Consider the following 21,961-nt stretch of genomic DNA (forward strand, 5'->3'; position numbering starts at 1 on the left):
CGGTGCCGCGACGGCCGCCCGGTCCGGAGCTACTTCAGCCGTTCCTGCAGGAAGGAGGGGTGCGCGGCGGTGACGCCGTCGATCGCCAACAGCTTCTCGGAGATGACGTCGCCGAGCTCGTCGCCGTCGCGGGCGCGGACCTCGGCCATCAGCATGTGGTCACCGGAGGAGGTGTACAGCGCCTGCACCTCGTCGAGCTCTTTCAGCTCGCGGGTCGCGCCGACGTACTTGCCGGAGTCGACGTCCATCCCGACCATGGCGATCGACTGCGACGAGAGCTTCTTCGGGTCGATCTCCGCCGAGTAGCCGACGATCACGCCTTTCTCTTCGAGGCGGTCGATGTACTTCCGCACCGTCGGCTTCGAGACGTCGGCTCGGTCGGCGATCTCCGCGCAGGAGGCCTGTGCGTCCTCCTCTAACACCGACAGGATCCGTTCTTCGGTCGATACCGTACTCATACCCGACTCTTTGTCACCACGGAAAAAATACCTTGCGAACCGAAAAACGAGACGAACGGACGACGAACTACGGCCAAATCGGCCGTAGGAACCTGTCTACGGCCGATTCAGGCGTGCTTGTCGAGGAACTGGTCGTGCGAGCGCTCCCACTCGTACTCGTCGTCCCAGTAGCGCTCCGCCAGCGGCTCCTCGGGAATCTCGCCGATCGCCTGCTTCTCCGCGCCGTAGGACGGGCGGTCCTCGTCGACGTAGTAGCGGCCGGTGAGGACCTTCCCCTCGTACAGCGACTCCTCGGTCTCGCGCATCATCTCCGCGGCCTCGACGCGGTCCGTCGGGTCGAACTCGTAGTCGTCGGACTCGTTGACGTCGATGTACGGGACGTACTGGCGCGCGTCCTTGTTCCAGGTCGGACACTGGGTGAGGAAGTCGACGTGCGCGAAGCCGTCGTGCTCGATCGCCTCGATGATGATCTCCTTCGCCTGGTTGGGGTTGACCGCGGCCGTGCGGGCGACGTAGGAGGCGCCGGCGTTCAGCGACATCGAAAGCGGCTTGAGCGGCTCCTTGGCGCTGCCGGACGGCTGCGTCTTCGACTTGTGGCCCTTCGGGCTGGTGGGCGAGGTCTGGCCCTTCGTGAGCCCGAAGATCTCGTTGTTGAAAACGATGTACGTCATGTCGTGGTTCTCCCGGGCCGTGTGGATGAAGTGGTTCCCGCCGATCCCGTAGCCGTCGCCGTCGCCGCCGGCGGCGATTACTTCGAGGTCGGGGTTCGCGAGCTTCGCGGCGCGGGCCACGGGCAGGGAACGCCCGTGGATCGTGTGGAACCCGTACGTGTCGAGGTAGCTGTTCAGCTTGCCCGAACAGCCGATCCCGGTGCACAGCAGGGTCTCCTCGGGCGTGCGCCCGACCTCCGGAAGCGCCTGCTTGAGCGCCTTCAGGACGCTGAAGTCACCGCAGCCCGGACACCAGGTCGGCTGCGGCTCCACGCCGGGGGTGTACTCGTCGCGGTCGATCTCTCGCTCCTCTCCGATCGCTGAAAACGTGCTCATTGGTTAGTCACCTGCGGCTGGGACGAAGGTGGTCTGATGGCTGGACGCGTCGCCGTCGCCCTCGACGATCGCTGCCTCGAACCCGTCGACGATCTCCGCCGGCTCGAACGGGTTCCCGTTGTACTTCAGCAGGCTCGACAGCCGCTCGCCGTAGCGGCCGAGGTGCTTCTGGATGAGCCCGCGGAACTGTCCCGAGGCGGTCATCTCGACGACGAGCACCTCGTCGACGCTCTGGACGAACTCCTCGACCTGGTCGGTCGGGAACGGGAGCATGTCGGAGACGCCGTACGATTTCACCGATATTCCGGCGTCGTTGAGGCGACCGACGGCCTCCTCGACGGTGCCCTGCTGGCTCCCGAAGGTGAGGATGCCGTACTGGGCGTCGTCGGGGCCGGCGTACGAGCCCGTGTCGACCGTGTCGAGGTCGGCGCGGATCGCCTCCAGCTTCTGGGTCCGGCGGTCGATCTGCGCGACGCGGTTGTCCGGCGACTCGGCGATGTGCCCGGTCGGGTCGTGTTCGTTGCCGGTCGCGAGGAAGCGACCGCCCTTCTGGCCGGGGATCGACCGCGGGGAGACGCCGTCCTCGACGTCGTGCTGGAACCGGTGGAACTTCCCGTCGGCCGAGTGCGGCTCCTCCGCCAGCGCGTCCTCGCTCAGGGTCTTCCCGAGCGTCGGGTTCGGCTCGCGGTCGAAGTGGCTCTTGGGGACGTTCGTCATCTCGCCGCCGAGCTTCTGGTCGTACAGCAGGATCGACGGGATCTGGTACTCGTAGGCCAGCCGGAAGGCGATCCGCGACTGCTCGTACGCCTCCTCGACCGTCCCCGGCGCGAGGACGACGCGCTGGGAGTCGCCCTGCGAGGTGTACAGGACGTGTTCGAGGTCGGACTGCTCGGGCTTCGTCGGCATCCCGGTCGAGGGCCCGGCGCGCATGGCCTCGACGAGGACGACGGGCGTCTCCGTCATCTCAGCGAGCCCGAGTGGCTCGGACATCAGCGCGAACCCGCCGCCGGAGGAGCCGGACATGGCCTTCACGCCGGCGTGCGAGGCGCCGACCGCGAGCGCGGCCGCCGCGATCTCGTCTTCGACCTGCTCGGAGATCCCGCCGAGCTTCGGCAGGTTGTTGCTCATGATGGTGAACACCTCGGTCCACGGCGTCATCGGGTAGCCGGCGATGAACCGACAGCCCTCGTCGATGGCGCCGTAGGAGATGGCGTCCGACCCGGACATGAGCAGCTGCGTCTCGTCGTGTTCGCCGGTCGGGACGCTGACGTCGGGTGCGTCGACGTCGTACTCCTCTCGCACCTGGTCGTAGGCGGTCTGGAGGATCTCCAGGTTCGGGTCGAGGATCTTCTCCGGCATCGCGTCGCGCATGAGGTCCTGGACGTGGTCGAGGTCCATGCCGGTCAGCGCGCAGGTGGCGCCGACGCCGGCGGTGTTGCGCATGACCTCGCGACCCATGTCGCGGGCGAGCCCGCGGAGGTCGAGGGGGTATACGTGCCAGTCGTTCTCCTCGGCCCGCTCGTCGAAGTTCGGGATCTCGGAGGCGTCTAACAGCCCCTCGTCGTAGACGATGACGCCGCCCTCGCGGAGTTCGTCCAGGTTCTCCGAGAGCGGTTTGATCTCTTCGTTCCCGTAGACGGCCTCCTCCTGCGGGTTCCGGGCGAACGAGTCGCCGAGCGCCAGCAGGAAGTTATAGCCGTCGCCGCGGGACCGCACCGGGTCCGCCGACGCGCGGACCTCGGTGTACGTGTGGCCGCCGCGGATACGGGACGGATAGTGGCGATGCGTGAACACGTTGAGCCCCGATCGCATCAAGGCCTTTGCGAAGTTCTGGCTCGTCGAAGCGATCCCGTCGCCGGATCCCCCCGATATCCGCCAGATGAGTTCGTCGTCAGTCATAGTGGTATGGTAGCCCGTGAGGGCCTCGTGCTCTGTGGTTGTGGTGGTTACCTCTTAGGGCTTGCTATGGAATCACAAGCAACAATCATGAAAGACCTTTAGGTCGGGGGGAGGCGGACTCGCGAGACTTCGGTTCCGCGCCCTTTTACTCGCCGCCCGCCTGACGGCGGACATGCTCACGTTCATCGGGCTCGGACTCTACGACGAACGGTCGGTCACCGTCGAGGGGCGCGAGGCGCTGCGCGCCGCCGACCGCGTCTTCGCCGAGTTCTACACCAGCCGGCTGGTCGGCGCCGACGTCGATGAGTTGGAGGCGTACCACGACGTCGAGATCGAGGTCCGGCCGCGGGAGGGGGTCGAGCGCGACCCGGAGGCGATCCTCTCGGCCGCCGCCGAGGGCGACGTCGCCTTCTGTACCGCCGGCGACACGATGATCTCGACGACGCACACGGACCTCCGGCTGCGAGCCGAGGAGCGGGGGATCGAGACGCGCGTGATCCACGGGGTGACCGCTCAGTCGGCCGCGTCGAGTCTCACCGGGCTCCAGAACTACCGGTTCGGGAAGGCGACGACGCTCCCGTTCCCGTACGCTCACGGCGGCGACGACGTCCCCGGGAGCGTGGTCGAGACGATCGAGGCGAACCGCGAGCGCGGCCTCCACACCGTCGTCTACCTCGACATCAAGGTGGGCACCGGGCCGACCGGCCCCGACCCGGACCACGAGGAGTACATGACCGCCGACGTCGCCGCCGGGCTGCTCGCAGACGGCTGGCGCGACGAACTGGCCGTCGTCGTCGCTCGCGCGGGCTCGCCCGAACCGGTGGTCGCCGCCGACCGGCTGAGCGCGCTTTCCGAGCGGGAGTTCGGCGACCCGCTCCACCTCCTCGTGATCCCCGGCGACCTCCACCACGTCGAGGCCGACGCGCTGGCCGGGCTCGCCGGCGCCCCGTCGGAGCTCGTCGAGGAGTGAGCGGGGGTCGCCGTCCGTCGACCGGTCGTTTGATATTCCTGTCCCGCGTTATCAAAGATCATGACAGACGTGCCCGCCGAGCGGCTCATGTCGACCGAACTCGTCACGATCCCCCGAGGAGCGGCCGCCGCGGACGCGGCGAAGCGCATGTTGGAGACGGGAGTGAGCTCCGTGCTCGTCGTCGACGACGGGCGCCTCGCGGGGCTGATCACCGCGACTGACTTCGTCTCGCTCGTCCGTCGGAACGACCCGGAGGACGAGACCTCCGTTGAGACGTTCATGACGACGGACGTCGTCACCGTCTCGCCCGACGACTCCGTCGAGGAGCTCGCCGACCCGACGAGCCGGGGGTACACGCACTTACCGGTGGTCGACGGGGACGACCGGTTGGTCGGGATGCTCTCGACGACCGACCTCACGGCGTACCTTTCGGAACGACGGTGAGCCCCGAGGCGAGGCGTCGCTCGGTCAGTGAGCGACTCGGTGGCTCGGTCCAGTGAGCGGCTCGGCCGCTCGGCCGGCCGGCTAGCGACCCGACGCCTTCACCTGGTCGTCGTACGTCGCCCCCGCCGCGATCAGGAAGCCGATTATCGCGGTGACGAGCGCGACGCTCCCGATGGCGACGACGGCGACGGAGAACAGATCGCCCGGGAGGACCTGTGCGGACGTCAGCAGCGAGACCGCCGTGACGAACCCGATGAGCAACAGGAGACGCCCGAACCGCGCGGCGTCGATCCCGTCGTCACTTGACATAAGCTCTGATCTCGTTGATGACGCCGTCGTATCCGTCCTCGTTCGCCTCCGAGCCGAGCGAGTGGATCGACTGGCAGATCCACATTCCCGCGGTGAAGTTCAACAGCGCGACGAACGACACCAGCCCGAGCTGCGAGTCCACGGTGAGACCGATCAGGAACCCCACCGGGAGCGTCACCGACATGATGGCGTGGATAAGCAGCGACCGCGTCCCGAAGTCCCTCAACGAACTGAGAATACCCGACATATGATCAATATGGGCGCGAACGCGTATATATGCTCGTTCGAACGCGCTCGCGTCTCCCGGACGCGCCGACGCCCGTCCCGGAGACCGTCGAACGGGGGAGCGGAGATCGCACCGCAAGAGTAATCAGATCTGGTAGCACACGACACGGTATGGATCTGAACGACCGGACCCGCGTCAGTGAGGTCATGTCGACGCCGCTAGAGACGATCGGGGGGACCGAGCCGCTCCGTGAGGCCGCGCGCCGGATGGCGGACGACGACATCAGCGCGCTCGTCGTGACGACGGGGGGCGGCTGTATCATCACGCAGAGCGACATCGTCGGCGCCGTCGCGGCCGGCCGCGACCTAGACGAATCCGTCGTTCGCGACGTGATGACCGAGAACGTGGAAACGGTGACGCCGGACCTCATGATGGAGGAGGTCGCGGCGATGATGACGATGTACGGGGTCAAACACCTCCCCGTCGTCGACGACGACTACGTCGGCATGGTCTCGTCGACCGACGTGGCGGCGCAGCTCTCGTGAGTCGAGGGACGCTCGGAAACCGCCGCGCGCCGAGTTAAAACAGGAGCAGGGGAACACCGACCGCGACGCCGACCGCGATCAGCACGAGGTTCCAGATCAGCACCGGGCGGACCAGATCCCGGGCGATGCTCGCCGCGAACGCGGTCTTGACGAGGATGCTCGCGGCCGTGCCGGCGACGACCCCCGTGACCGCGGTGTCGACCGTTATCTGTCCGGTCCCGAGCAGCGAGACGGCGGTCGTCGTCGCGGTCCCGGAGGAGACGAGCCCGGCGAGGAACGAGGTGGCGACGAATCCGGCCGCGCCGAAGGCCCGTTCCGCGCCGGCGGAGGCGAGCAGCACCGCGAGGAACAGCGCGCCGAACGTCAGGGCGTTCCGCAGGCTGAAGGGGGAGGTGAGCTCCGCCTCCATCGTCGTCCGCCAGTCGCTGCGCCACACGGCGATCAGGACGCCGGCGACGGTGACCGCGCCGAGCGGCGCACCGACCACCAAAGCGGCCTCCGGGACGAAGGCGGCGACGACCGCGGCGTTCCGGAGCGCCATCGCGGCGTTCGCCAGCAGGATCGACCCGACCGCGAGGTCGAGCAGGTCCGCCCGCCCCTTCGCGCGCTTCGCCATCTCCGCGACCACCGCCGTCGAGTTCACGAGCCCGCCGAAGAAGCCGGTCACCGCGTAGCCGCGCCCCTGGTACCGCTTCACGAGCACGTAGTTGACGAAGCCGATGGCGCTGACCGCGACGACGAGCGACCAGATGAGTCGCGGCTGAACCGCCCCCCACGGGTCGATCGTCTCGGCCGGGAGCAGCGGGAAGACGACGAACGCGAGGATGGTGAACTCCACCGCGCTGCGGACCTCCTCGCGGGAGAGCCCCCACGCGAACTGGTGGAGCTCCCGCTTCAACACGAGCAGCAGCGACGAGAGCACCGCCACCGTCACCGCCTCGATGAAGAACTCCTCGGCGACGAGCGCCCCCACCCCGTAGGTGACGAGCATCGACACCGAGGTGGTGAGCGAGAGCCCGTCGACGTCCTCCTCGACGAAGCTCCGGACCGCCAGGAGGACCGCGCTGGCGACGATCAGCACGCCGCCGACGATCAGTAGTCCGTCGTCGTCGAGCAGCGAGAACACCGCCGACGCGAGGCCGATCAGCGCGAACGTCCGGATCCCCGCCGACTTCTGAGACCACTCCCGTTCGAGCCCGAGGAACATCCCGAGCGCGGTCGCCAAGACGAGCTTCGCGACGTTGCTCCGGAGGTAGACGAGGGGGTCGACCGTGTCTATCACGGCCGACCACCCCGCTGACGGTGACGTCGTGGGTCCGACCGAGTCGTCGCGTGCATGACCCGGTGTATCGCACAACCGACCCTATACTTTGGCATGACGGCCGCGCCGTCCGCCGGCGTCACCGGTTCGTCGGCTCGCGCGGGAGGTCCAGCGACTCCGTCAGGTCGTGTTCCTCCCCCGTGATCAGGTAGAGGACGTCCTCGAGAATGACGGCCAGCTCCGGGAGCTCCCGCACCGCGAGGAACGTGATCCCGATCAGCGCGACGACGGCGAGGAGCTGGCTCATGATCCGGTCGGAGATGAGGAAGGAGACCCGGTACGGGTCGGTCGCGCCGAACATCGCGAGCACGAGGTCGGTCTGCCACTGCATGTACTGGTTGCCCGCCACGACGGAGATGAACGTCGTCCGGAGGATGTTGAGCACGTAGATGAGCGGGATCGACACCGCGAGCGCCCGGAGCTTGCGCGAGAGCGGCGCCCGCACGGCGGCGACGAGACCGCCGAAGATGGCCATGCTGCCGAGCCCCGTACACGCCAGGACGACGTGGATCGTGACCGTGTGACCGTCGGGGAGCGTCCACGCGTACGCCGCGTCGTACCCCTCGTAGCTCGTCACGCGCTCCGGCGCGTAGCCGAGGAGGTCGATGAGGAACCCGGTCTGGGTGGCGACGGCCTCGATGAGGACCCGACGCGGCTCGGGGAAGGCGACGCCGGCGAGCGAGAACGCCGGGATGGTCTCGAACGGGAGGTAGATGAACAGCATGAGCGAGATGGCCCGCGTGAGCGTGAACAGCGAGGCGCGGCCGTTGTACAGCAGGTAGCCGGCGTAGATGCACGCCGGGACGCCGACGAGCGCCAGGATCGACTCGACGTAGCTCTGGTGCTCGAACGCGAAGTACGGCACCGTCGTCAGCCAGAAGAGCCCGAACAGCGCCCAGGTGCCCGCCGCGAGCGACCGACCGGCGGCCAGCCCGCGGCTGTCGAGCAGCCACGACGCGGCGAAGAGGATCGCGACGAGCCACGCGAACGCGAACGTGTCGGGGACCAGGCTCAGGATCGCCGGCACGCCGGGACCGAACATGACCGAACGGTCGGTCGTCGTCGAATAAAGCCCTTGTCGTTGCCGACGGACCGTCGGGAAGTCGGGGACGGAAAAGGGGGAGGAGAGCGGCGAAGAGTGAGAGGAGAGCTGGGTAAAGCGAGCGCGACCCGGCCGGTCAGCGCTCGTCGGAGTCGAGCACCCGGATCTGGTCGCCGCGGACGGTGACCGGGATCGGGACCGTCGCCTCGTACAGCTCGACGGTCACCTGGTCTTTCCCCTCGTCGATGCGCTGGACGCGGGCCTTCTCGCCTTTAAACGGCCCGGCGATCAGCTCGACAATGTCGCCCTCGGCGATCCCCTCGACGTCGGGGGTCGGCGAGAGGAAGTGCTCCACCTCGGAGAAGGGGCTCTCTGCCGGTCCGTCGCCGCCCTGGATGACGCCGCGGGCGTGCGGGATCTCGTCGAGGATCCGGGCGAACACGCTGCCGTCCGTCGCCTCGACCATCACGTAGCTCGTGAGCTGGTCGGGAGCGATGACCGCCTGGATCTCCGGCATCTCCTTCTCCGCGAGCATGTCCGCGACGGTGCGCTCCTGACTCGCTGTGGTCTTGACCGAGAAGATCGGCATCAGACGCCGACCCCCGGCAGGAGGCTCATGATCGCGAACATCAGGAAGCCGATGAAGCCGACGAGGAGGATGCCGGCGCCGGCGATCTTCGACACCTGGAGGAACTCGTCGGTGCTCGGCGTGCTCGCGAGTTTCAGCACGCGAACGTAGCTGTTGAGGTCGTACGGAACGTCCATGTTACGACGGGGTTTGAGTCGAGACGGTTTTTACCTTTTGATGCGGGGCGATCCGCCGGGATCGCGGGAAACCGCGAGAAGGAACGCTATCGGGACTGGACGCGGCGGCGCGTCACTCCACGTAGTCGATGTCTTCCATCTCCGCCGCCGCTCCCTCCGGCGGCTCGCCGTTCCGACCGTAGATCTGCGGCGACTCGACGCCGGTCACGACGATCATGGTGCGCATCTCGCCCTCCAGCTCGTCGTCGACGGAGGTGCCCCAGATGATCCGCGCGTCGGGGTCGATCCGGTCGTAGATCTCCTCGACGACGCCCTCGGCCTCCTCGATGGACATGTCGGTGCCGCCCGTGACGTTGACCAGCGCGGAGTTCGCGCCGGAGATGTCGACGTCGAGCAGCGGCGACCGGAGCGCGGACTTCACGGAGTCCTGCGCCTTCGAGTCGGAGTCGGACTCGCCGAGACCGATCATCGCGACGCCGCCCTTCTCCATGACCGTGCGGACGTCGGCGAAGTCGAGGTTGACCAGGCCGGGCATCGTGATGAGCTCCGTGATCCCCTTCACCGAGCGCATGAGGACCTCGTCGGACACTTTGAACGCCTGTCGGACCGGGAGCTTCCCGACCGCGTCGAGCAGGCGGTCGTTGGGGACGACGATGACCGTGTCACTCACGTCGCGGAGGCGTTCGAGGCCCGCCTCGGCGTTCGTCCGGCGGACTTCGCCCTCGGCGGTGAACGGGGTCGTGACGATGGCGATGGTGAGCGCGCCCGACTCGCGGGCGGCCTTCGCGACGACGGGGGCGGAGCCCGTGCCGGTGCCCCCGCCGAGCCCGGCGGTGACGAACACCATGTCGGAGCCGTCGATCGCGTCCTGGATCTCCTCTTGCGACTCGATAGCGGCCTCCTCGCCGACCTGCGGAAGGGAGCCGGCGCCGCGCCCCTGGGTCTTCTGCTGGCCCATCAGGATCTTCGTGTCCGCCTCGATGTTGACGAGGTGCTGGACGTCGGTGTTGGCCGCGACCAGCTTCGCCCCGTGGATCCCCTCCTCGGTCATTCGGTTGACCGTGTTGCCCCCGGCCCCGCCGCAGCCGACGACCGTGATGTTCGTCTGGAGGTCCTGTAAGACGTCCTGCAGCTCGTCGTCGGTCATCGTTCCGGACTGCGGCGGAGCACCGGCGGTGGCATCGTTCGCGCCGGCGCCGGTCTCTCCGGCGTCGTCCGCCGGAGATTCCTCGGCTTCGTCGATGGCGTCCTCCACGATAGAATCCATTATGTGGTGTGGTTGCGACCCGGACGTATTTATTTTTGCCCGATCGTCTGACGCGAGTCAGACGGCGAGAGACCGGCGCGAGCGCGCGGGAGCCGTCGGCTTCACTCCTCTGCGTCCGCGAACTCTGCTACGTCCGCGACGTCGATCGGGAACCGCTCCGTCCGCGACCGCGACACCTCGTCCGGGGTCACCGTCTCGCCGTCGACCGCGACCGACTCGCCGTCGGCGAGCCGACCGAACGCCGGTCCCTCCGGGACGCCGCGGTCCCGCGCCAGTTCGGGGTCGAAGGCGGTCTCGCGGGCGACGACCGCGTCGTCCGCCACCTCGACGGCGTCGTACCCCTCCCCGAGCACCGCCGCGAGGTCGGCGACGAGGTCGGCGTAGGCGGGGGTGTCCGCGCGGTCGGCGAAGGCGGCCGCCCCCGCCGCGCGAGTGCCGGCCTGCTCCGTGTCGAAGGCGACGGCGTTCGCCGCCACGGCCTCTCGGGTCGCCTCCGGGTCGATCCCCTGCGCCCGCGACAGGAGCTCCGCGGGGAGCTCGCGGACCGAGACCGCGTCGGCGTCCGACGCCGCGGGGGAGACGTCCCCGAACCGGAGTCCCTCGTCGACGGTCGCGAGGTCGGTCTCCAATCGCTCGACCAGCGGGAGCGGGCGGTCCCCCACCTCCCGGACCCACGTCTCGCTCACGACGCGGTGTCCGAGCCCCTCCACGACGGCCGCGACCTCGGGCCTGTCGCCCTCGATCACGGCGCGGTCCGCGCGGCTGCGCTCGAACGCCTGCTCGATCGTCTCGCGGTTCGCCTCGGGCGCGCCCATCTCGCCGAGCGCCCAGTCGGCGCCGACGTGGCCCACGGCCCACTCGGTCTCGCGGACGATCCGGGTGAACCGGGGCGCATAGTGGCCGCCGCCGAAGCCGACGACGTGGCGGGGCGGAGCGTCGGCCGGGTCGGCCGCGTCGGTCGCACCGTCGGTCGCATCAGCCGTACTGTCGATCACGTCAGCCGCACCGTCGCTCGCGCGGGCGTCATCGTCGCCCGTGAGGTCCGGCCCGGTCCCGCGGAGGTCGAGCACCGCCCGTGCGACCGCCTCTGCCGCCTCCCGGTCCTCCCACTGGGGCTCGTCGGAGCCGAGTTCGACGAACAGCGAGGGGACGGAGGCGCTCGTCGGCCCGTGGTGGGTGCACTCGATGCCGACGTCATACCCCTCGGGGGCGTGCGCCGCCAGCGCCTCGACGACGCGCTTCTCCGCACCGGGGGCGGCGTTCGCGAGCGTCTCCGGCTCGCCGCCGTACGGCGCCGGCCCGAAGTTGCCGGTGACGTGGGCGGTCAGCAGCTCCCCCGTCTCCCCGGAGTGCCTAGAGACGAAGACGAGGAAGTCGGGATTGGCGTCGCCTGTGTCGCCCGCCTCGCCTTTGTCATCGGCATCATCGACATCGCCTGTGTCATCGGCGTCGTCGGCGTCGCTCCCGAACGCGGCGGCCGGGTCGTCCAGCTCGATGTGGAGGTCGTCGAACTCCCGGAGCTCGAACCCGTCGGTCCGGTAGTAGGTCCCGCCGCCCGCGGCGTCGGGGCGAGTCTCGTCCTCGCGCTCCTCCCAGTCGCCGACCGCGAGCAGGCGCTCGCCGATGTGTTCGGACGCGCTGTCGGCCCGGCTGACGACGATCGCTATCACGGGCGCGGCTCCGTGACGAGCGACCGAATAGGCGTCGGTTCCAGACGGTCATCGGGGGGATTCCCGACGGTGATGAGGCGATTTCCGAGAGTGTCGGGGGTATTTTCAACCGGCGTCGAGGCGATTCCGGGCGATCGCCGGGGCGAGTCCGTGGACGGTCACGGGAACAGCAGGTACGCGAACACGCCGTAGCCGGCGACGAGGACCGCGCCGTCGACCCGGGTGATCCGATCGCCGCGATACATGATCCCGACGAGCCCGACGGTGAACGCGAGCAGCGCGGGGAACTCGAAGCCGCGGACGCCGGGGCTCACGCCGATCGGCTGAATGACCGCGATGATCCCGATGACTGCGAGGATGTTGTAGATGTTCGATCCGACGATGTTGCCGACGCTGAACTCCGCCTCGCCGCGCACGGCGGCGACGACGCTCGCCGCCAGCTCGGGGAGCGAGGTACCCAGCGCGAGCACCGTGAGCCCGATGAAGATGTCGGAGAAGCCGGCCGCGGAGAGCAGCGACTCCCCGCCGTCGATCAGCCACCGCGACCCGAGCACCAGCGCGGCGATCCCGCCGACCACAGCGGTGACGTCGCGGAGGCTGGCGTCCGGCATCTCCGCGCGCTCCGCGGTGGAGATGCCGGACTGGGTCTGCCGGATCCGGCGCATGACCACGACGGTGAACGCCACGAGTGTCCCGAGCAGGAGGAGTCCGCCCGGTCGGCCGATGCGCCCGTTCCAGCCGAGCCCCACGAGCAGCAGCGCGGCGAGCAGCATGAAGGGAACGTGGCGCTCGAACACCGTCTCGGAGACGTTGAGGGGCCGGATCAGCGCGGAGACCCCCAACACGAGCCCGATGTTCGCGATGTTCGACCCGAGGATCGTCCCGAGCCCCACGTCCGTCGACACGGTGACGGCGCCGAGGAGGGAGACGAACAGCTCGGGGGCGGTCGTCGCGAACGCGATGACGGTGACCCCGACCGTCGACGCCTTCAGGCCGACGGCGAGCGCCAGGTCGCTGGCGCCCTTGACGAGGAGTTCGGCGCCAGCGTACAGGAGGGCGGCGCCCCCGACGAGGAGCAGCAGTTCCGTGAGCGGCGACCCGAGCAACACGGCTCTCGGTAGTCGGTCGCGTTTTAAAAAGCGCCGTGGTTCGGGGCGGCCGGGCCCGGACTCGGATCGGTCCGCCGGCTCAGGCCCGCGTCGCGCGGAACTCGCCGTGTTTCATTCCGACGACGAACGCGATGGCGCCGAAGACGAGCATCGACGGGAGAACCATCATCAGCGTCGTCTGGAACCCCATCGGCGTCCCGACGGCGACGCCGGCGGTGCCGAGGGCGACGATCAACACGACGATACCGGCCGCGCGGGGCAGGTCGAACTCCATGCCTGCGGTACGGTTCGCGCGAACCTAAGGGTTCGGCTCCCGGTCGGCCCGGCGTCGCCGGGCCGATCGCTCCGTCCGACGCCCCCGAAACGGATTCCCGGACCCGTTTCCCGGAACGGCGCCCCCTCGCGGCTCACGCCTCGATGATATCGTCCTCGCGTTCCGCCGGCAGCGTCAGCTCCCCCTCGGTCGAGACGACCGCGCGGCCGCCGACCCGGACCTCGTCGCCCTCGACTCGCACCCTGACGTGCCCGGGGCGGTCGACGAAGTGCCCCTGCTCGAACCGGATCTCATCGGGGAAGTCGCCGTCGAACGCGTCGACGGACCGGAGGTACGCCCCGACCGCGCCGCTGGCCGTGCCCGTCACGGGGTCCTCGGCGACGCCGACGGCGGGCGCGAACGCCCGGCCGTGGAGGGTCGACGCCGCGTCGATCGCGTCGAACGTGAACGCGTAGATCCCGGCGGCGTCGTGGGCGTTCGAGATGTCCTCGACGGCGGCCGCGTCGGGCTCCGCCTCCCCGAGGCGTTCGAGGAAGTTGACGGGGACGACGAGCCACGGGAGCCCGGTCGAGGCGACGGCGACGGGGAGGTCGGCCCCCACGTCCCGGAGGGCCGCGGGGTCGATCCCGAGCGCGTCGCCGAGCCGGTCGGCGTCGAGTTCCGTCTCGTCCACCGCCTCGACAGTCGGCGGGTTCTGCCGCATCCAGACGGTGCCGTCGTCGTCGACGCGGATAGAGAGGTCGCCGACGTTCGTCCGGAGCGTTCGCTCGCCGGCGTCGATCTCCCCCGCGGCGTACAGCGCGGCGTAGCTCGCGATCGTGGCGTGGCCGCAGAGATCGACCTCCGTGGAGGGGGTGAAGTACCGGAGCCGCTCGTCGGCGCCGTCGCCCGCCTCGAAGCGGAACGCGGTCTCGGAGGCGCCGAGCTCGGCGGCGACTCGCCCCATCCGATCCTCGTTCAGTCCCGCGGCGTCCGGGAGGACGCCGGCGACGTTCCCGGCAAGCGGTTCGTCCGTGAACGCGTCGACGAGCAGCGCGCGTCGCGTCTCCATGCGTCACCCTCGCGGGGCGGCCTCAAAAGGGTCCCGAGCCGACTGGGGGCGATGTCAACCCTTTTGCCCTCCACGCCGGATGTACCCCTATGGGCCTCTTCGACCGGTTACGCGGGAACGACACCCCGCGCGTGGCGTTCATCGGGATCGACGGTCTCCCGTACGGTCTCGTCGCCGACAACCCGGACACGTTCCCGACGCTGTCGGCGATCGCCGACGACGGCGACGGCGGAGCGATCGACAGCGCCGTGCCGCCGGAGTCGAGCGCGTGCTGGCCCGTCCTGACCAGCGGCCAGAACCCCGGCGAAACCGGCGTGTTCGGGTTTCAGGACCGAGAGATCGGGTCCTACGACACCTACGTGCCGATGGGCCGGGACGTCCAGTCGACCCGCGTGTGGGACCGCGCCACCGACGCCGGACTCGACGCGACGGTGATGAACGTCCCCGTCACGTTCCCGCCCCAGCGGACGGTTCAGCGGATGGTGTCGGGCTACCTCTCGCCCGACGTGGACAAGGCCGCCCACCCCGACGAGCTCCGGGAGTACCTCACCGAGAGCGACTACCGGCTGTCGGTGAACGCGAAGCTGGGGCACAAGGCGGACAAATCGGAGTTCGTCGAGCACGCGCGGGAGACGCTCGACGCCCGCGCCGCCGCCTTCTCCCGGTACGTCGAGCGCGACGACTGGGACCTGTTCGTCGGCGTGTTCACGGCGCCGGACCGGATCAACCACTTCCTGTGGGGCGATTACGCGGAGGACGGGGCGTACCGCGAGGAGCTCCTGGAGTTCTACGCCGCGCTCGACGAGCACATCGGCGCGATCCGGAAGGCGATCCCCGACGACGTCCGCCTCGTCGTGGGCTCGACCCACGGGTTCGCGCGGCTCCGCTACGACGTCTACTGCAACGAGTGGCTGGAGCGAGAGGGCTGGCTCTCGTACGGCGACGACGACCACGGCGCGTTGACCGACATCGACGAGGACACCCGCGCCTACTCGCTCGTTCCCGGTCGGTTCTACCTCAACTTGGAGGGGCGCGAACCGGAAGGAGTCGTGCCCGAGTCGGAGTACGAGTCCGTGCGCGCCGAGCTACAGGATGCTCTCAAGGCGTGGGAGGGTCCCGACGGGAAGCCGGTCGCGAAGCGCGTCGTCGAGCGCGAGACCGTCTTCCGCGGCGACCACGACGAGATCGCCCCGGACCTCGTCGTCATCCCGAACGAGGGGTTCGACCTCAAGTCCGGCTTCCGCTCCCACGACGAGGTGTTCGACCCGGACGGCCCGCGGACGGGGATGCACACGTTCGAGGACGCCGCCCTGTTCATCGACCACCCGGACTCGAACATCGAGGACGCGGACCTCCTCGACGTCGCGCCGACCCTCCTGCGGCTGCTCGACGTCGACTACGGACGGACCGACCTCGACGGCGCGAGCCTGATCTGAGATGGAACGGACGCCGGACGGGACCCCGGTCGGCGTCGACGACCCGTACGCGGTCGCCGGCGTCTGCGACCACCTGACCGACGACGGTCGCTGTCGGTTCGCGCTGACGCGCGCCGGCGACGACCCGGCGTTCGCCGCGGCCCGCCGCGCAGACGGCTACGCCTGCCACGTCGGTCCCGACGGCGCCTGGCGCCGATGTCCCCACTACCGCTCGACGACCGACGGTCGCGAGTGTCACCGCTGCGGGCTCGAAGAGGTGCGTATCGCCCACGACGACGAGCGACCGCTGGTTGAGGAACACCACCTCTCGTACGGGAGCGCGGGCGGCGGCGAGGCGGGTAACGGGAACGCCGACGGCGACGAGGAGGGCGAGGCCGGCCCCCACGAGATAACGGTCGCGTTGTGTCGCTGGTGCCACACGAAGGTCCACAAGTCGTTCGCGCGGATCGACGACGACGCGAGTCCGGATCCCGAGGCGATCGCGGAGCGAGAGAGCCGCAACGGTCGTCAACAGGAGGAACTCTCGTTCGGGACCGCCGCCGAACGGTTCGACCCCGACGCCGACGACGAGACCTGATCCGCGTGAACAAGCGCTTCCGGTTCCGAAGCGAGAGCGTGATCGCATCGTCCACCGGTCGAAAGGACCGATGTAGCAGTTACCCGTCGAACGGATCGGCGAAGTCCCCACGGATGAAGTAGCGCACGAAGTTACCGTAAGTCCGATCGCCCGGGTGGTCGGCGACCTGTTCGTACCGGACGTTACCGTCGCCGTCGATCACGTACGTCGCGGCGATTCCCGTGGTCCCCCTGCCGGTCTCTTCGGTCCCGCTGTACTGCGACGCGACCTCGCCGCCGGGGTCGCTAAGCAACTGAACGTCGAGATCGTACCGGTCGCGCATCTCTGTGAGCGGCCCGATCGAATCGGTCACGACAGGGAGGATGTCCACGCCGTCGTTGAACCAGAGGTCGTAGGAGACCTCGCTGAAGGTCTGGAGCTGTTCCGCACAGAAACTACACCAGTGCCCGCGGTTGATCAGCACGACACTCGGACCGTCCTCCAAAGTATCAGAAAGAGTTACTTTCTCGCCGGCCGTGGATTCGAGCGTGAAATCGGGTGCCTGAGAGCGTTCGAGTGACACGCCTGCGATTGAACGGTCACCCATTTTACTCTGGCGTGGACTGGTAGCGGCACCGCACGGTCGCCACGCGTGCCCACCTCGCGGGGGACCGGCGGCGCCGGTGTCGACGCCGGTCCGATTCCGGAGCCGATCTCGGGCGGCGGGAGCCAGGAAAAGCACGCCTGAGGCGCCTTCGAGCGGACAAGTGGGCGCTTCGACCGCGACGGGTGTCGACCAGTGCGGGATTCAGGCGTCGGACTGCGGCCGGATCAGGTTCGCGAGCGAGACGAGCACGCCGAGGAACCACCCGAGCGGGACGGAGATGCCCAGCCACATCAGGACGTAGCCCAGGCCGGCGACGCCCCACTGCTCGCCGAACGTCTCCAAGTCGAAGGCGCCGCGGAGCGTCTCGTTGATCCCGCCGACGGCGAGGAACGTGTCGAGGATCCAGACCGCGAGGTCGTAGCTCGGATCGAGCACCAAGTTCGAGATAGAGGGCGTGAGGAGCCCGGCGACCACCGGCGGGAGGAAGATGGCCGTCATCGCGAACGGGTACGCGAGGAGGACGCTGACGAACCGTCCGCCGACCTTCGAGAACCCGGCGGCCGCGCCCGCGGAGACGACCGCGACGACGCTGGCACCGCCGATCCCGAGCATCACCTCGGTCGGTAGTTGAAAGTGCGCGAGGAGTGTGAGCGACCCCCAGACCAGCGTCGCGACGAGGACGGCGCCGAGCACGCCGAAGCGGGCCACCGCCGAGTCGAGTTTCGCGGCGTAGAACCGCGTGGCGAATCCGACGAGCAGGAGCGGGTACGCGACCGCGACGAGCGGTCCGCCGAGTATCGCCCAGACGTAATAGCCGACCGTCTGGACGGCGGTCTCCGGTTTCCACTTCCCCAGCACCGCGCTCGGATCGAGCTGTCTCGGGAAGACGACCTCCATCCACGTCTCGTGGAGTCGAACCACGTCAAGGAGGAGCGCTTCCACCAGCCCTGTCTGTCCTCGGCGTTCCATTTGGCTCACCTCGCGCACGCCACACCGTGAACTTTGTGCCTTCGTTCGCGGGGCTGACACCAAACGCGGGTTCTTCGTTCGTTGGCCTGACACCAAACCTGCGCCGTCGATTATCAGACAGGAAACCTCACGCCGATACGCTTAAGCGTTACAGCGGGCCTAACACTGCTCATGCACAGACGTGGACTGCTCGCGGCGATTGCCGCATCGACGTCCGTCGCCGTCGCCGGCTGCGCCGGGGGCGAGGACGGGAGCTACGAGTACGACGCGGACCCGGCTCGGGTCCCGTCGGAAGCGGCCTCGGATGCGGGATACGAAGGCGAGGAGCCGGAGTCGTTCACCATCGAGCAGGAGTTCGACGTGGCCGGCGTGAACGCCCAGGTGTCGGCGACGACCTGGGTCGCCGGGTACGAGAACCAAGAGAACGGGTCGGCGCTGTTCGTGGCGAGTACGCCGGACGCGGCGGTCGGTGGCCAGTCGGTCAATCCTCTCGTCAGCGCGGACGACGCGGAGCTGATCCGCCGGCTGTTAGAACAGGCCGACCAGCGCGGAATCGGCGGCGAGGGCACCGACGTGGAGGCCGAGGACATCGAGAACCGCGGCTCCGAGACGCGGACCGTCCTCGGACAGGAGACCGAGGTGTCGGTCCTCGAAACCACGATAAACGCGGCGGTCGAGACCGGGAACAACCAGAGCGGGAGTACCGAGGACGTCCCGGCGTTCCTCTACGTCGCGACCGTCCAACACGACGGGGACGTGGTCGCGCTCGTCGGCGTCCACCCGACCGCGGTCGACGCCCGGGACACCCTCCTCTCGCTGATGGAACAGGTCGAACACTAGCCCGACCGCCAGCGCGCCAGTCCCGTCTTTTCGAGCGCTCTAGCGACGCAGAGCGGCCGCTCGGATCGCCGGAGTCGAAGCGATTATATCGTCGTTGTTTCCGCGATTAGAAGCTTCTGCGTCCGTTAATCCTTTAATAAACAATCAACCGAGTGAGCGTGTTCCACGAAGACCAGCCGACGGCAGGGTTGCGAGCTCGTCGATTCCCACGACTCGGGCGCTCTCCTAGCCGCGGCTCTGTCGATTGTGGGTCGTTACGATGGATCCAAGAAACTCAATCCAACGCCGATTGACGGCACTCCTAGTCATCTGCGTTATCGGACTTTCGGCTGTCGCAGTTGGGGTGACTCTGGCGGCTGCGGAAACGAATGGGAGTCGGTCGCTCAATATATCAAATTCAGGAGATTTTGATTCTGTTAATGGCTCTATCATCGTTCAAGATCAGGCAACAGTTTCTACGAATTTTGTTAGAAACAGCAGAACCGAATCTGGAGTGACAACCAGTGAAATTGATTCAGAAGTAAATTCAACTGTTGTCATTACTGACGGAGAAGATAGCGACATTGTTGGTTATAACTCCCTCACAGTGAGAGAGATAAACAGTAAAGACAAGATTTCACTCAATACATCAAATCTTGGTGGGGAGATTGAGGTGTACCTCATACCGAGTGAGAGAATTAGCATTGATCAGGACATGATCAATACAAAGCTATCTGATCAGGCGAAAGAGTCTGCAATTGATAAAGAAAGCGCGCACGTGTACTTAGGTACTGTTGAGTTTAAAAATCAAGAATATAGTGAAGGAAGAGTAGCCAACATCTCTGTAGCAACATCTGAAGTACGAGACACGATCGGGATGAACACTCCATATATTATTTCTATCCATCCGATCACCGCTAATAATAAAATTATCTATGACGAATATGTTGGGTACTCTGATGTTCTTGTTGGTATGAACAGTGGGGTCAAAATCCCCGTTAGAGACGCTGATGGAAATAAAAGTAGAATTTGGCACAGTAATCAATACGTAGCAACTGTCCGGCTTGCGAAGGGACAAGAATTAGACAAACCTGTTAATTTGACCTCAACGAAACGATTACCAAATTCCGATATAAAAGGTCAATTTGTAGAGGGAGATGTGTCAGACAGTGCGAATATACGCATTTCCAGTTTACCCTCACAAGTAAACAATGGTAGCAAGCTTGATCGTGAGTTCAATGACACGAATTACACTGGGAGGCAGTTGTATTCTGGAGAAGTTATTCTTTTCAACAATAACTCATCCTCAACAAGTTCTATTAAGTTACATAAGAGAGTAACAAATAACACTTCAAAAATAGTTGGATTAGGAACCTATCTGGATGACACAGAGAATGTGATTTTTAATACAACTGGCTTGCAGACAGGTGAGTATTCGCTCGCCGGCAGCGGATTTGAGAAGAAAAACCAGTTCAAGTTAATTGGAGGTAGTGATCAAAAAGTAGAATTTTCTGATATCAAGAAAGAAGCAAGAATCGGAGTACAATCCGATTATATGTTGTATCATCATACCCCCAAAGTCAGTTTAGAAATTTCTGACGCATATACGAACAACACACTCGCAACTGCTAATCTCTCCACACCGTCGCCCGGAAGCACTTCGATCGGACTCAACACGTACGCGCTCGGTAACGAATCACTGACGGACAGCCTCGTCACCGCGGGACCGGGGGCGACCGTCGAATCGGTCGACACATCAGTGTCGAACGGGACGCTCCCGCCGGGAGAGTACCGGATCGAGGTCCGTTCCGCACAGGGGCTCGCCGAGACGAGCGACGAGGCGACTGTCACGGTCGGAAATCGGTCGACGAGCGGGCTGGACGCCTACGCGACGACCACCCTCGATCGGGACGCTCTCGGGACGGCCGGCGCGGTGCGCCGAGCGATCGAGAACGGAACGCTCTCGCCGACGTCGACCGTCACCGCGGACGACACCGTGGTGTACGCCGTCGACGCCACGGGACTCACCGGGTTGCCGGCCGCGCGGAACGCGACCACGGAGTCGGGCGCCGACCTGGCCCGGCTCGACGGACTCGCGTTCGGCGTGCGGTCGAACGCGTCGACGCTCTCGGCGGCGACGGGTGACGACCGAACCGGCGCGGTGGGAGCGGCTCCGAAGAACTCCTCCGTTCACATCGACGACGAGGGACTCTACCTCATCGCAGAGGGCGACGACGCCCTCGCGACCGACGAGACGCCCGCGGGCGGGGAGGACTTCACCGCGGAGTTCCGGGTGACCGACGAACGACTGCGCGAAGCCGCGTCGGACTCGGCGAGCGATCACAGCGCGTCGACGACGCTGACGTTCGAGGTACCGCCGCCGGACGAGGCGGACGGCGACTCAGAGGGTGGCGACTCGCTCGGAGGCGGTGGTAGCGCGGGCGGTGGTAGCGCTGGCGGGCCGGAAGGCGGAGGGCCGGTCGGCGAACCGACCGGCGGCGGCACGTCCGGCGGGGGCCCATCGACAGGCGGAGGCGGAACTACCGGCGGCGGGCCGACCGGGTCGCCACCCGAGACGGGCTCCCAACCGAGCGGCGGCAAGGCGGAGGCGCCGGGGGACGCGACCGGTACCGGGCCGCGGCCTGATCTCCGAGTGAGCGGGGGCCAGTTCGGCGTCCGTCCGCTCGCCGACGTCCGACCGATCGCGCGCGAGAATCATACCGGATCGCCCGCGTCCGTCTCGCGTACGTCGGTGCCCGTCGATACGGGCGCCGCCCCGTCGGGAGGTGAAATCGCGCGCTCCGAAACGGGCGCGGACCGCGGTGGCGCCGGCACGACCGGTGCGGACGCGGGGAGCGACGAGGCCGCCGGTACCGACGGGGTATCCGGTACCGACGAGGCCGCGGGGACGAATGCGGGCGACTCGCGATCGCGCGGGGGCTCAGATTCGGCGGCGAAATCGGACGCGGCGGACGCGGAACCCCAGACCCCGACCTACGACGACGCGCCGATCCGGACGACCGCCGACGACGTCCCCGGGTTCGGTCCGCTCGTCACCGTGGTCGCGTTCCTGCTCGCCGGGCGGCTCGCCGCGCGCCGACGGGGTCGGGAGCCGTGAGGCGACGCCGCGACGCCCTCGCAGCGGTATCCTTTTTCTGGATCGCCTCCTCCCATCGGG

The 21,961-nt window shown here is 67.3% G+C and carries 23 protein-coding genes; 7 read left to right on the forward strand and 16 right to left on the reverse strand.

Features of this window, described 5'->3' with window-relative positions; genetic code table 11:
- Positions 1–29: 29 nt before the first annotated feature.
- From lrpA1 to DJ74_RS05410, 3 genes are all read right to left on the reverse strand, one after another.
- Positions 30–458, reverse strand: a complete 429-nt coding sequence (gene lrpA1 / locus DJ74_RS05400) for an HTH-type transcriptional regulator LrpA1 (RefSeq protein WP_094524543.1) — start codon at positions 456–458, stop codon at positions 30–32.
- Positions 459–565: 107 nt separating this feature from the next.
- Positions 566–1,504, reverse strand: a complete 939-nt coding sequence (locus DJ74_RS05405; RefSeq protein WP_094526601.1) for a thiamine pyrophosphate-dependent enzyme — start codon at positions 1,502–1,504, stop codon at positions 566–568.
- A gap of 3 nt (positions 1,505–1,507) precedes the next feature.
- On the reverse strand, positions 1,508–3,403 hold the full coding sequence (locus DJ74_RS05410) for a 2-oxoacid:acceptor oxidoreductase subunit alpha (RefSeq protein ID WP_094526602.1): 1,896 nt from the start codon (positions 3,401–3,403) through the stop codon (positions 1,508–1,510).
- Positions 3,404–3,575: 172 nt separating this feature from the next.
- On the opposite strand from DJ74_RS05410, the gene dph5 reads away from it, so the two are divergent.
- Positions 3,576–4,373: a diphthine synthase gene (gene dph5 / locus DJ74_RS05415; protein ID WP_094526603.1), complete on the forward strand. Its 798-nt coding sequence runs from the start codon at positions 3,576–3,578 to the stop codon at positions 4,371–4,373.
- Between the two features lie 60 nt (positions 4,374–4,433).
- Positions 4,434–4,817 (forward strand): CBS domain-containing protein, encoded by a 384-nt coding sequence (locus DJ74_RS05420; protein ID WP_094526604.1) that lies wholly within the window; start codon positions 4,434–4,436, stop codon positions 4,815–4,817.
- 81 nt (positions 4,818–4,898) lie between these two features.
- On the opposite strand, the gene DJ74_RS05425 is transcribed toward DJ74_RS05420, so the two are convergent.
- Both DJ74_RS05425 and DJ74_RS05430 read right to left on the reverse strand, forming a co-directional pair.
- The gene (locus DJ74_RS05425; RefSeq protein ID WP_094524548.1) at positions 4,899–5,126 is read right to left on the reverse strand and encodes a hypothetical protein; all 228 of its coding nucleotides are present in this window, start codon (positions 5,124–5,126) and stop codon (positions 4,899–4,901) included.
- A complete protein-coding gene (locus DJ74_RS05430) occupies positions 5,116–5,373 on the reverse strand; it encodes a hypothetical protein (RefSeq protein ID WP_094524549.1) in 258 nt (85 codons plus the stop codon). The genes DJ74_RS05425 and DJ74_RS05430 overlap by 11 nt, the downstream gene beginning before the upstream one ends.
- A gap of 149 nt (positions 5,374–5,522) precedes the next feature.
- On the opposite strand from DJ74_RS05430, the gene DJ74_RS05435 reads away from it, so the two are divergent.
- A complete protein-coding gene (locus DJ74_RS05435) occupies positions 5,523–5,897 on the forward strand; it encodes a CBS domain-containing protein (protein ID WP_094524550.1) in 375 nt (124 codons plus the stop codon).
- Positions 5,898–5,931: 34 nt separating this feature from the next.
- Here the strand turns inward: DJ74_RS05435 and DJ74_RS05440 are convergent, their stop codons facing one another.
- The 9 genes from DJ74_RS05440 to DJ74_RS05480 all read right to left on the reverse strand — a co-directional run bounded on the left by DJ74_RS05440 (position 5,932) and on the right by DJ74_RS05480 (position 14,396).
- Entirely contained in the window at positions 5,932–7,179 is a 1,248-nt protein-coding gene (locus tag DJ74_RS05440) for an MgtC/SapB family protein (RefSeq protein ID WP_094526605.1), read from the reverse strand.
- 118 nt (positions 7,180–7,297) lie between these two features.
- Positions 7,298–8,260 (reverse strand): archaeosortase A, encoded by a 963-nt coding sequence (gene artA, locus DJ74_RS05445; RefSeq protein WP_094526606.1) that lies wholly within the window; start codon positions 8,258–8,260, stop codon positions 7,298–7,300.
- A gap of 136 nt (positions 8,261–8,396) precedes the next feature.
- Positions 8,397–8,849: a transcription elongation factor Spt5 gene (locus DJ74_RS05450; protein ID WP_094524553.1), complete on the reverse strand. Its 453-nt coding sequence runs from the start codon at positions 8,847–8,849 to the stop codon at positions 8,397–8,399.
- Positions 8,849–9,025, reverse strand: a complete 177-nt coding sequence (locus tag DJ74_RS05455) for a protein translocase SEC61 complex subunit gamma (protein ID WP_092566712.1) — start codon at positions 9,023–9,025, stop codon at positions 8,849–8,851. The genes DJ74_RS05450 and DJ74_RS05455 overlap by 1 nt, the downstream gene beginning before the upstream one ends.
- A gap of 112 nt (positions 9,026–9,137) precedes the next feature.
- Positions 9,138–10,292, reverse strand: coding sequence for a cell division protein FtsZ (gene ftsZ, locus DJ74_RS05460; RefSeq protein WP_094524554.1), 1,155 nt, complete (start codon positions 10,290–10,292; stop codon positions 9,138–9,140).
- Between the two features lie 101 nt (positions 10,293–10,393).
- Positions 10,394–11,962, reverse strand: a complete 1,569-nt coding sequence (locus DJ74_RS05465; protein ID WP_094526607.1) for a D-aminoacyl-tRNA deacylase — start codon at positions 11,960–11,962, stop codon at positions 10,394–10,396.
- A gap of 158 nt (positions 11,963–12,120) precedes the next feature.
- The gene (locus tag DJ74_RS05470; RefSeq protein WP_094524556.1) at positions 12,121–13,071 is read right to left on the reverse strand and encodes a calcium/sodium antiporter; all 951 of its coding nucleotides are present in this window, start codon (positions 13,069–13,071) and stop codon (positions 12,121–12,123) included.
- 79 nt (positions 13,072–13,150) lie between these two features.
- The gene (locus DJ74_RS05475; RefSeq protein WP_094524557.1) at positions 13,151–13,345 is read right to left on the reverse strand and encodes a hypothetical protein; all 195 of its coding nucleotides are present in this window, start codon (positions 13,343–13,345) and stop codon (positions 13,151–13,153) included.
- A gap of 133 nt (positions 13,346–13,478) precedes the next feature.
- Complete coding sequence (locus DJ74_RS05480) at positions 13,479–14,396, reverse strand: PhzF family phenazine biosynthesis protein (protein WP_094526608.1); 918 nt, start codon at positions 14,394–14,396, stop codon at positions 13,479–13,481.
- A gap of 89 nt (positions 14,397–14,485) precedes the next feature.
- Here DJ74_RS05480 and DJ74_RS05485 point away from each other — a divergent pair, with 89 nt between their 5' ends.
- Positions 14,486–15,832 carry an alkaline phosphatase family protein gene (locus tag DJ74_RS05485; protein ID WP_094524559.1) on the forward strand — a complete coding sequence of 449 codons (1,347 nt, stop codon included), beginning with the start codon at positions 14,486–14,488 and terminating at the stop codon, positions 15,830–15,832.
- A 1-nt stretch (position 15,833) separates the two neighbouring features.
- A complete protein-coding gene (locus tag DJ74_RS05490; protein ID WP_094526609.1) occupies positions 15,834–16,409 on the forward strand; it encodes a hypothetical protein in 576 nt (191 codons plus the stop codon).
- Between the two features lie 79 nt (positions 16,410–16,488).
- On the opposite strand, the gene DJ74_RS05495 is transcribed toward DJ74_RS05490, so the two are convergent.
- Together DJ74_RS05495 and DJ74_RS05500 are read right to left on the reverse strand one after the other, a co-directional pair.
- Entirely contained in the window at positions 16,489–16,995 is a 507-nt protein-coding gene (locus DJ74_RS05495; protein ID WP_094524561.1) for a peroxiredoxin, read from the reverse strand.
- Positions 16,996–17,196: 201 nt separating this feature from the next.
- Entirely contained in the window at positions 17,197–17,937 is a 741-nt protein-coding gene (locus DJ74_RS05500) for a hypothetical protein (protein WP_094526616.1), read from the reverse strand.
- Between the two features lie 198 nt (positions 17,938–18,135).
- Here DJ74_RS05500 and DJ74_RS05505 point away from each other — a divergent pair, with 198 nt between their 5' ends.
- Complete coding sequence (locus DJ74_RS05505) at positions 18,136–18,804, forward strand: DUF6517 family protein (RefSeq protein WP_094526610.1); 669 nt, start codon at positions 18,136–18,138, stop codon at positions 18,802–18,804.
- A gap of 1,738 nt (positions 18,805–20,542) precedes the next feature.
- Complete coding sequence (locus DJ74_RS05510) at positions 20,543–21,901, forward strand: PGF-CTERM sorting domain-containing protein (RefSeq protein ID WP_254922143.1); 1,359 nt, start codon at positions 20,543–20,545, stop codon at positions 21,899–21,901.
- Positions 21,902–21,961: the final 60 nt, after the last annotated feature.

Origin of the sequence: Halorubrum sp. Ea8 (genome assembly GCF_002252925.1) — an archaeon.
Classification (GTDB): Archaea; Halobacteriota; Halobacteria; order Halobacteriales; family Haloferacaceae; genus Halorubrum.

Coding starts and splice junctions, on each gene's coding strand:
- lrpA1 (WP_094524543.1), bottom strand. CDS start 458: ATGAGTACGGTATCGACCGAAGAACGGATCCTGTCGGTGTTAGAGGAG.
- DJ74_RS05405 (WP_094526601.1), bottom strand. CDS start 1,504: ATGAGCACGTTTTCAGCGATCGGAGAGGAGCGAGAGATCGACCGCGAC.
- DJ74_RS05410 (WP_094526602.1), bottom strand. CDS start 3,403: ATGACTGACGACGAACTCATCTGGCGGATATCGGGGGGATCCGGCGAC.
- dph5 (WP_094526603.1), top strand. CDS start 3,576: ATGCTCACGTTCATCGGGCTCGGACTCTACGACGAACGGTCGGTCACC.
- DJ74_RS05420 (WP_094526604.1), top strand. CDS start 4,434: ATGACAGACGTGCCCGCCGAGCGGCTCATGTCGACCGAACTCGTCACG.
- DJ74_RS05425 (WP_094524548.1), bottom strand. CDS start 5,126: ATGTCAAGTGACGACGGGATCGACGCCGCGCGGTTCGGGCGTCTCCTG.
- DJ74_RS05430 (WP_094524549.1), bottom strand. CDS start 5,373: ATGTCGGGTATTCTCAGTTCGTTGAGGGACTTCGGGACGCGGTCGCTG.
- DJ74_RS05435 (WP_094524550.1), top strand. CDS start 5,523: ATGGATCTGAACGACCGGACCCGCGTCAGTGAGGTCATGTCGACGCCG.
- artA (WP_094526606.1), bottom strand. CDS start 8,260: ATGTTCGGTCCCGGCGTGCCGGCGATCCTGAGCCTGGTCCCCGACACG.
- DJ74_RS05450 (WP_094524553.1), bottom strand. CDS start 8,849: ATGCCGATCTTCTCGGTCAAGACCACAGCGAGTCAGGAGCGCACCGTC.
- DJ74_RS05455 (WP_092566712.1), bottom strand. CDS start 9,025: ATGGACGTTCCGTACGACCTCAACAGCTACGTTCGCGTGCTGAAACTC.
- ftsZ (WP_094524554.1), bottom strand. CDS start 10,292: ATGGATTCTATCGTGGAGGACGCCATCGACGAAGCCGAGGAATCTCCG.
- DJ74_RS05475 (WP_094524557.1), bottom strand. CDS start 13,345: ATGGAGTTCGACCTGCCCCGCGCGGCCGGTATCGTCGTGTTGATCGTC.
- DJ74_RS05480 (WP_094526608.1), bottom strand. CDS start 14,396: ATGGAGACGCGACGCGCGCTGCTCGTCGACGCGTTCACGGACGAACCG.
- DJ74_RS05485 (WP_094524559.1), top strand. CDS start 14,486: ATGGGCCTCTTCGACCGGTTACGCGGGAACGACACCCCGCGCGTGGCG.
- DJ74_RS05490 (WP_094526609.1), top strand. CDS start 15,834: ATGGAACGGACGCCGGACGGGACCCCGGTCGGCGTCGACGACCCGTAC.
- DJ74_RS05495 (WP_094524561.1), bottom strand. CDS start 16,995: ATGGGTGACCGTTCAATCGCAGGCGTGTCACTCGAACGCTCTCAGGCA.
- DJ74_RS05505 (WP_094526610.1), top strand. CDS start 18,136: ATGCACAGACGTGGACTGCTCGCGGCGATTGCCGCATCGACGTCCGTC.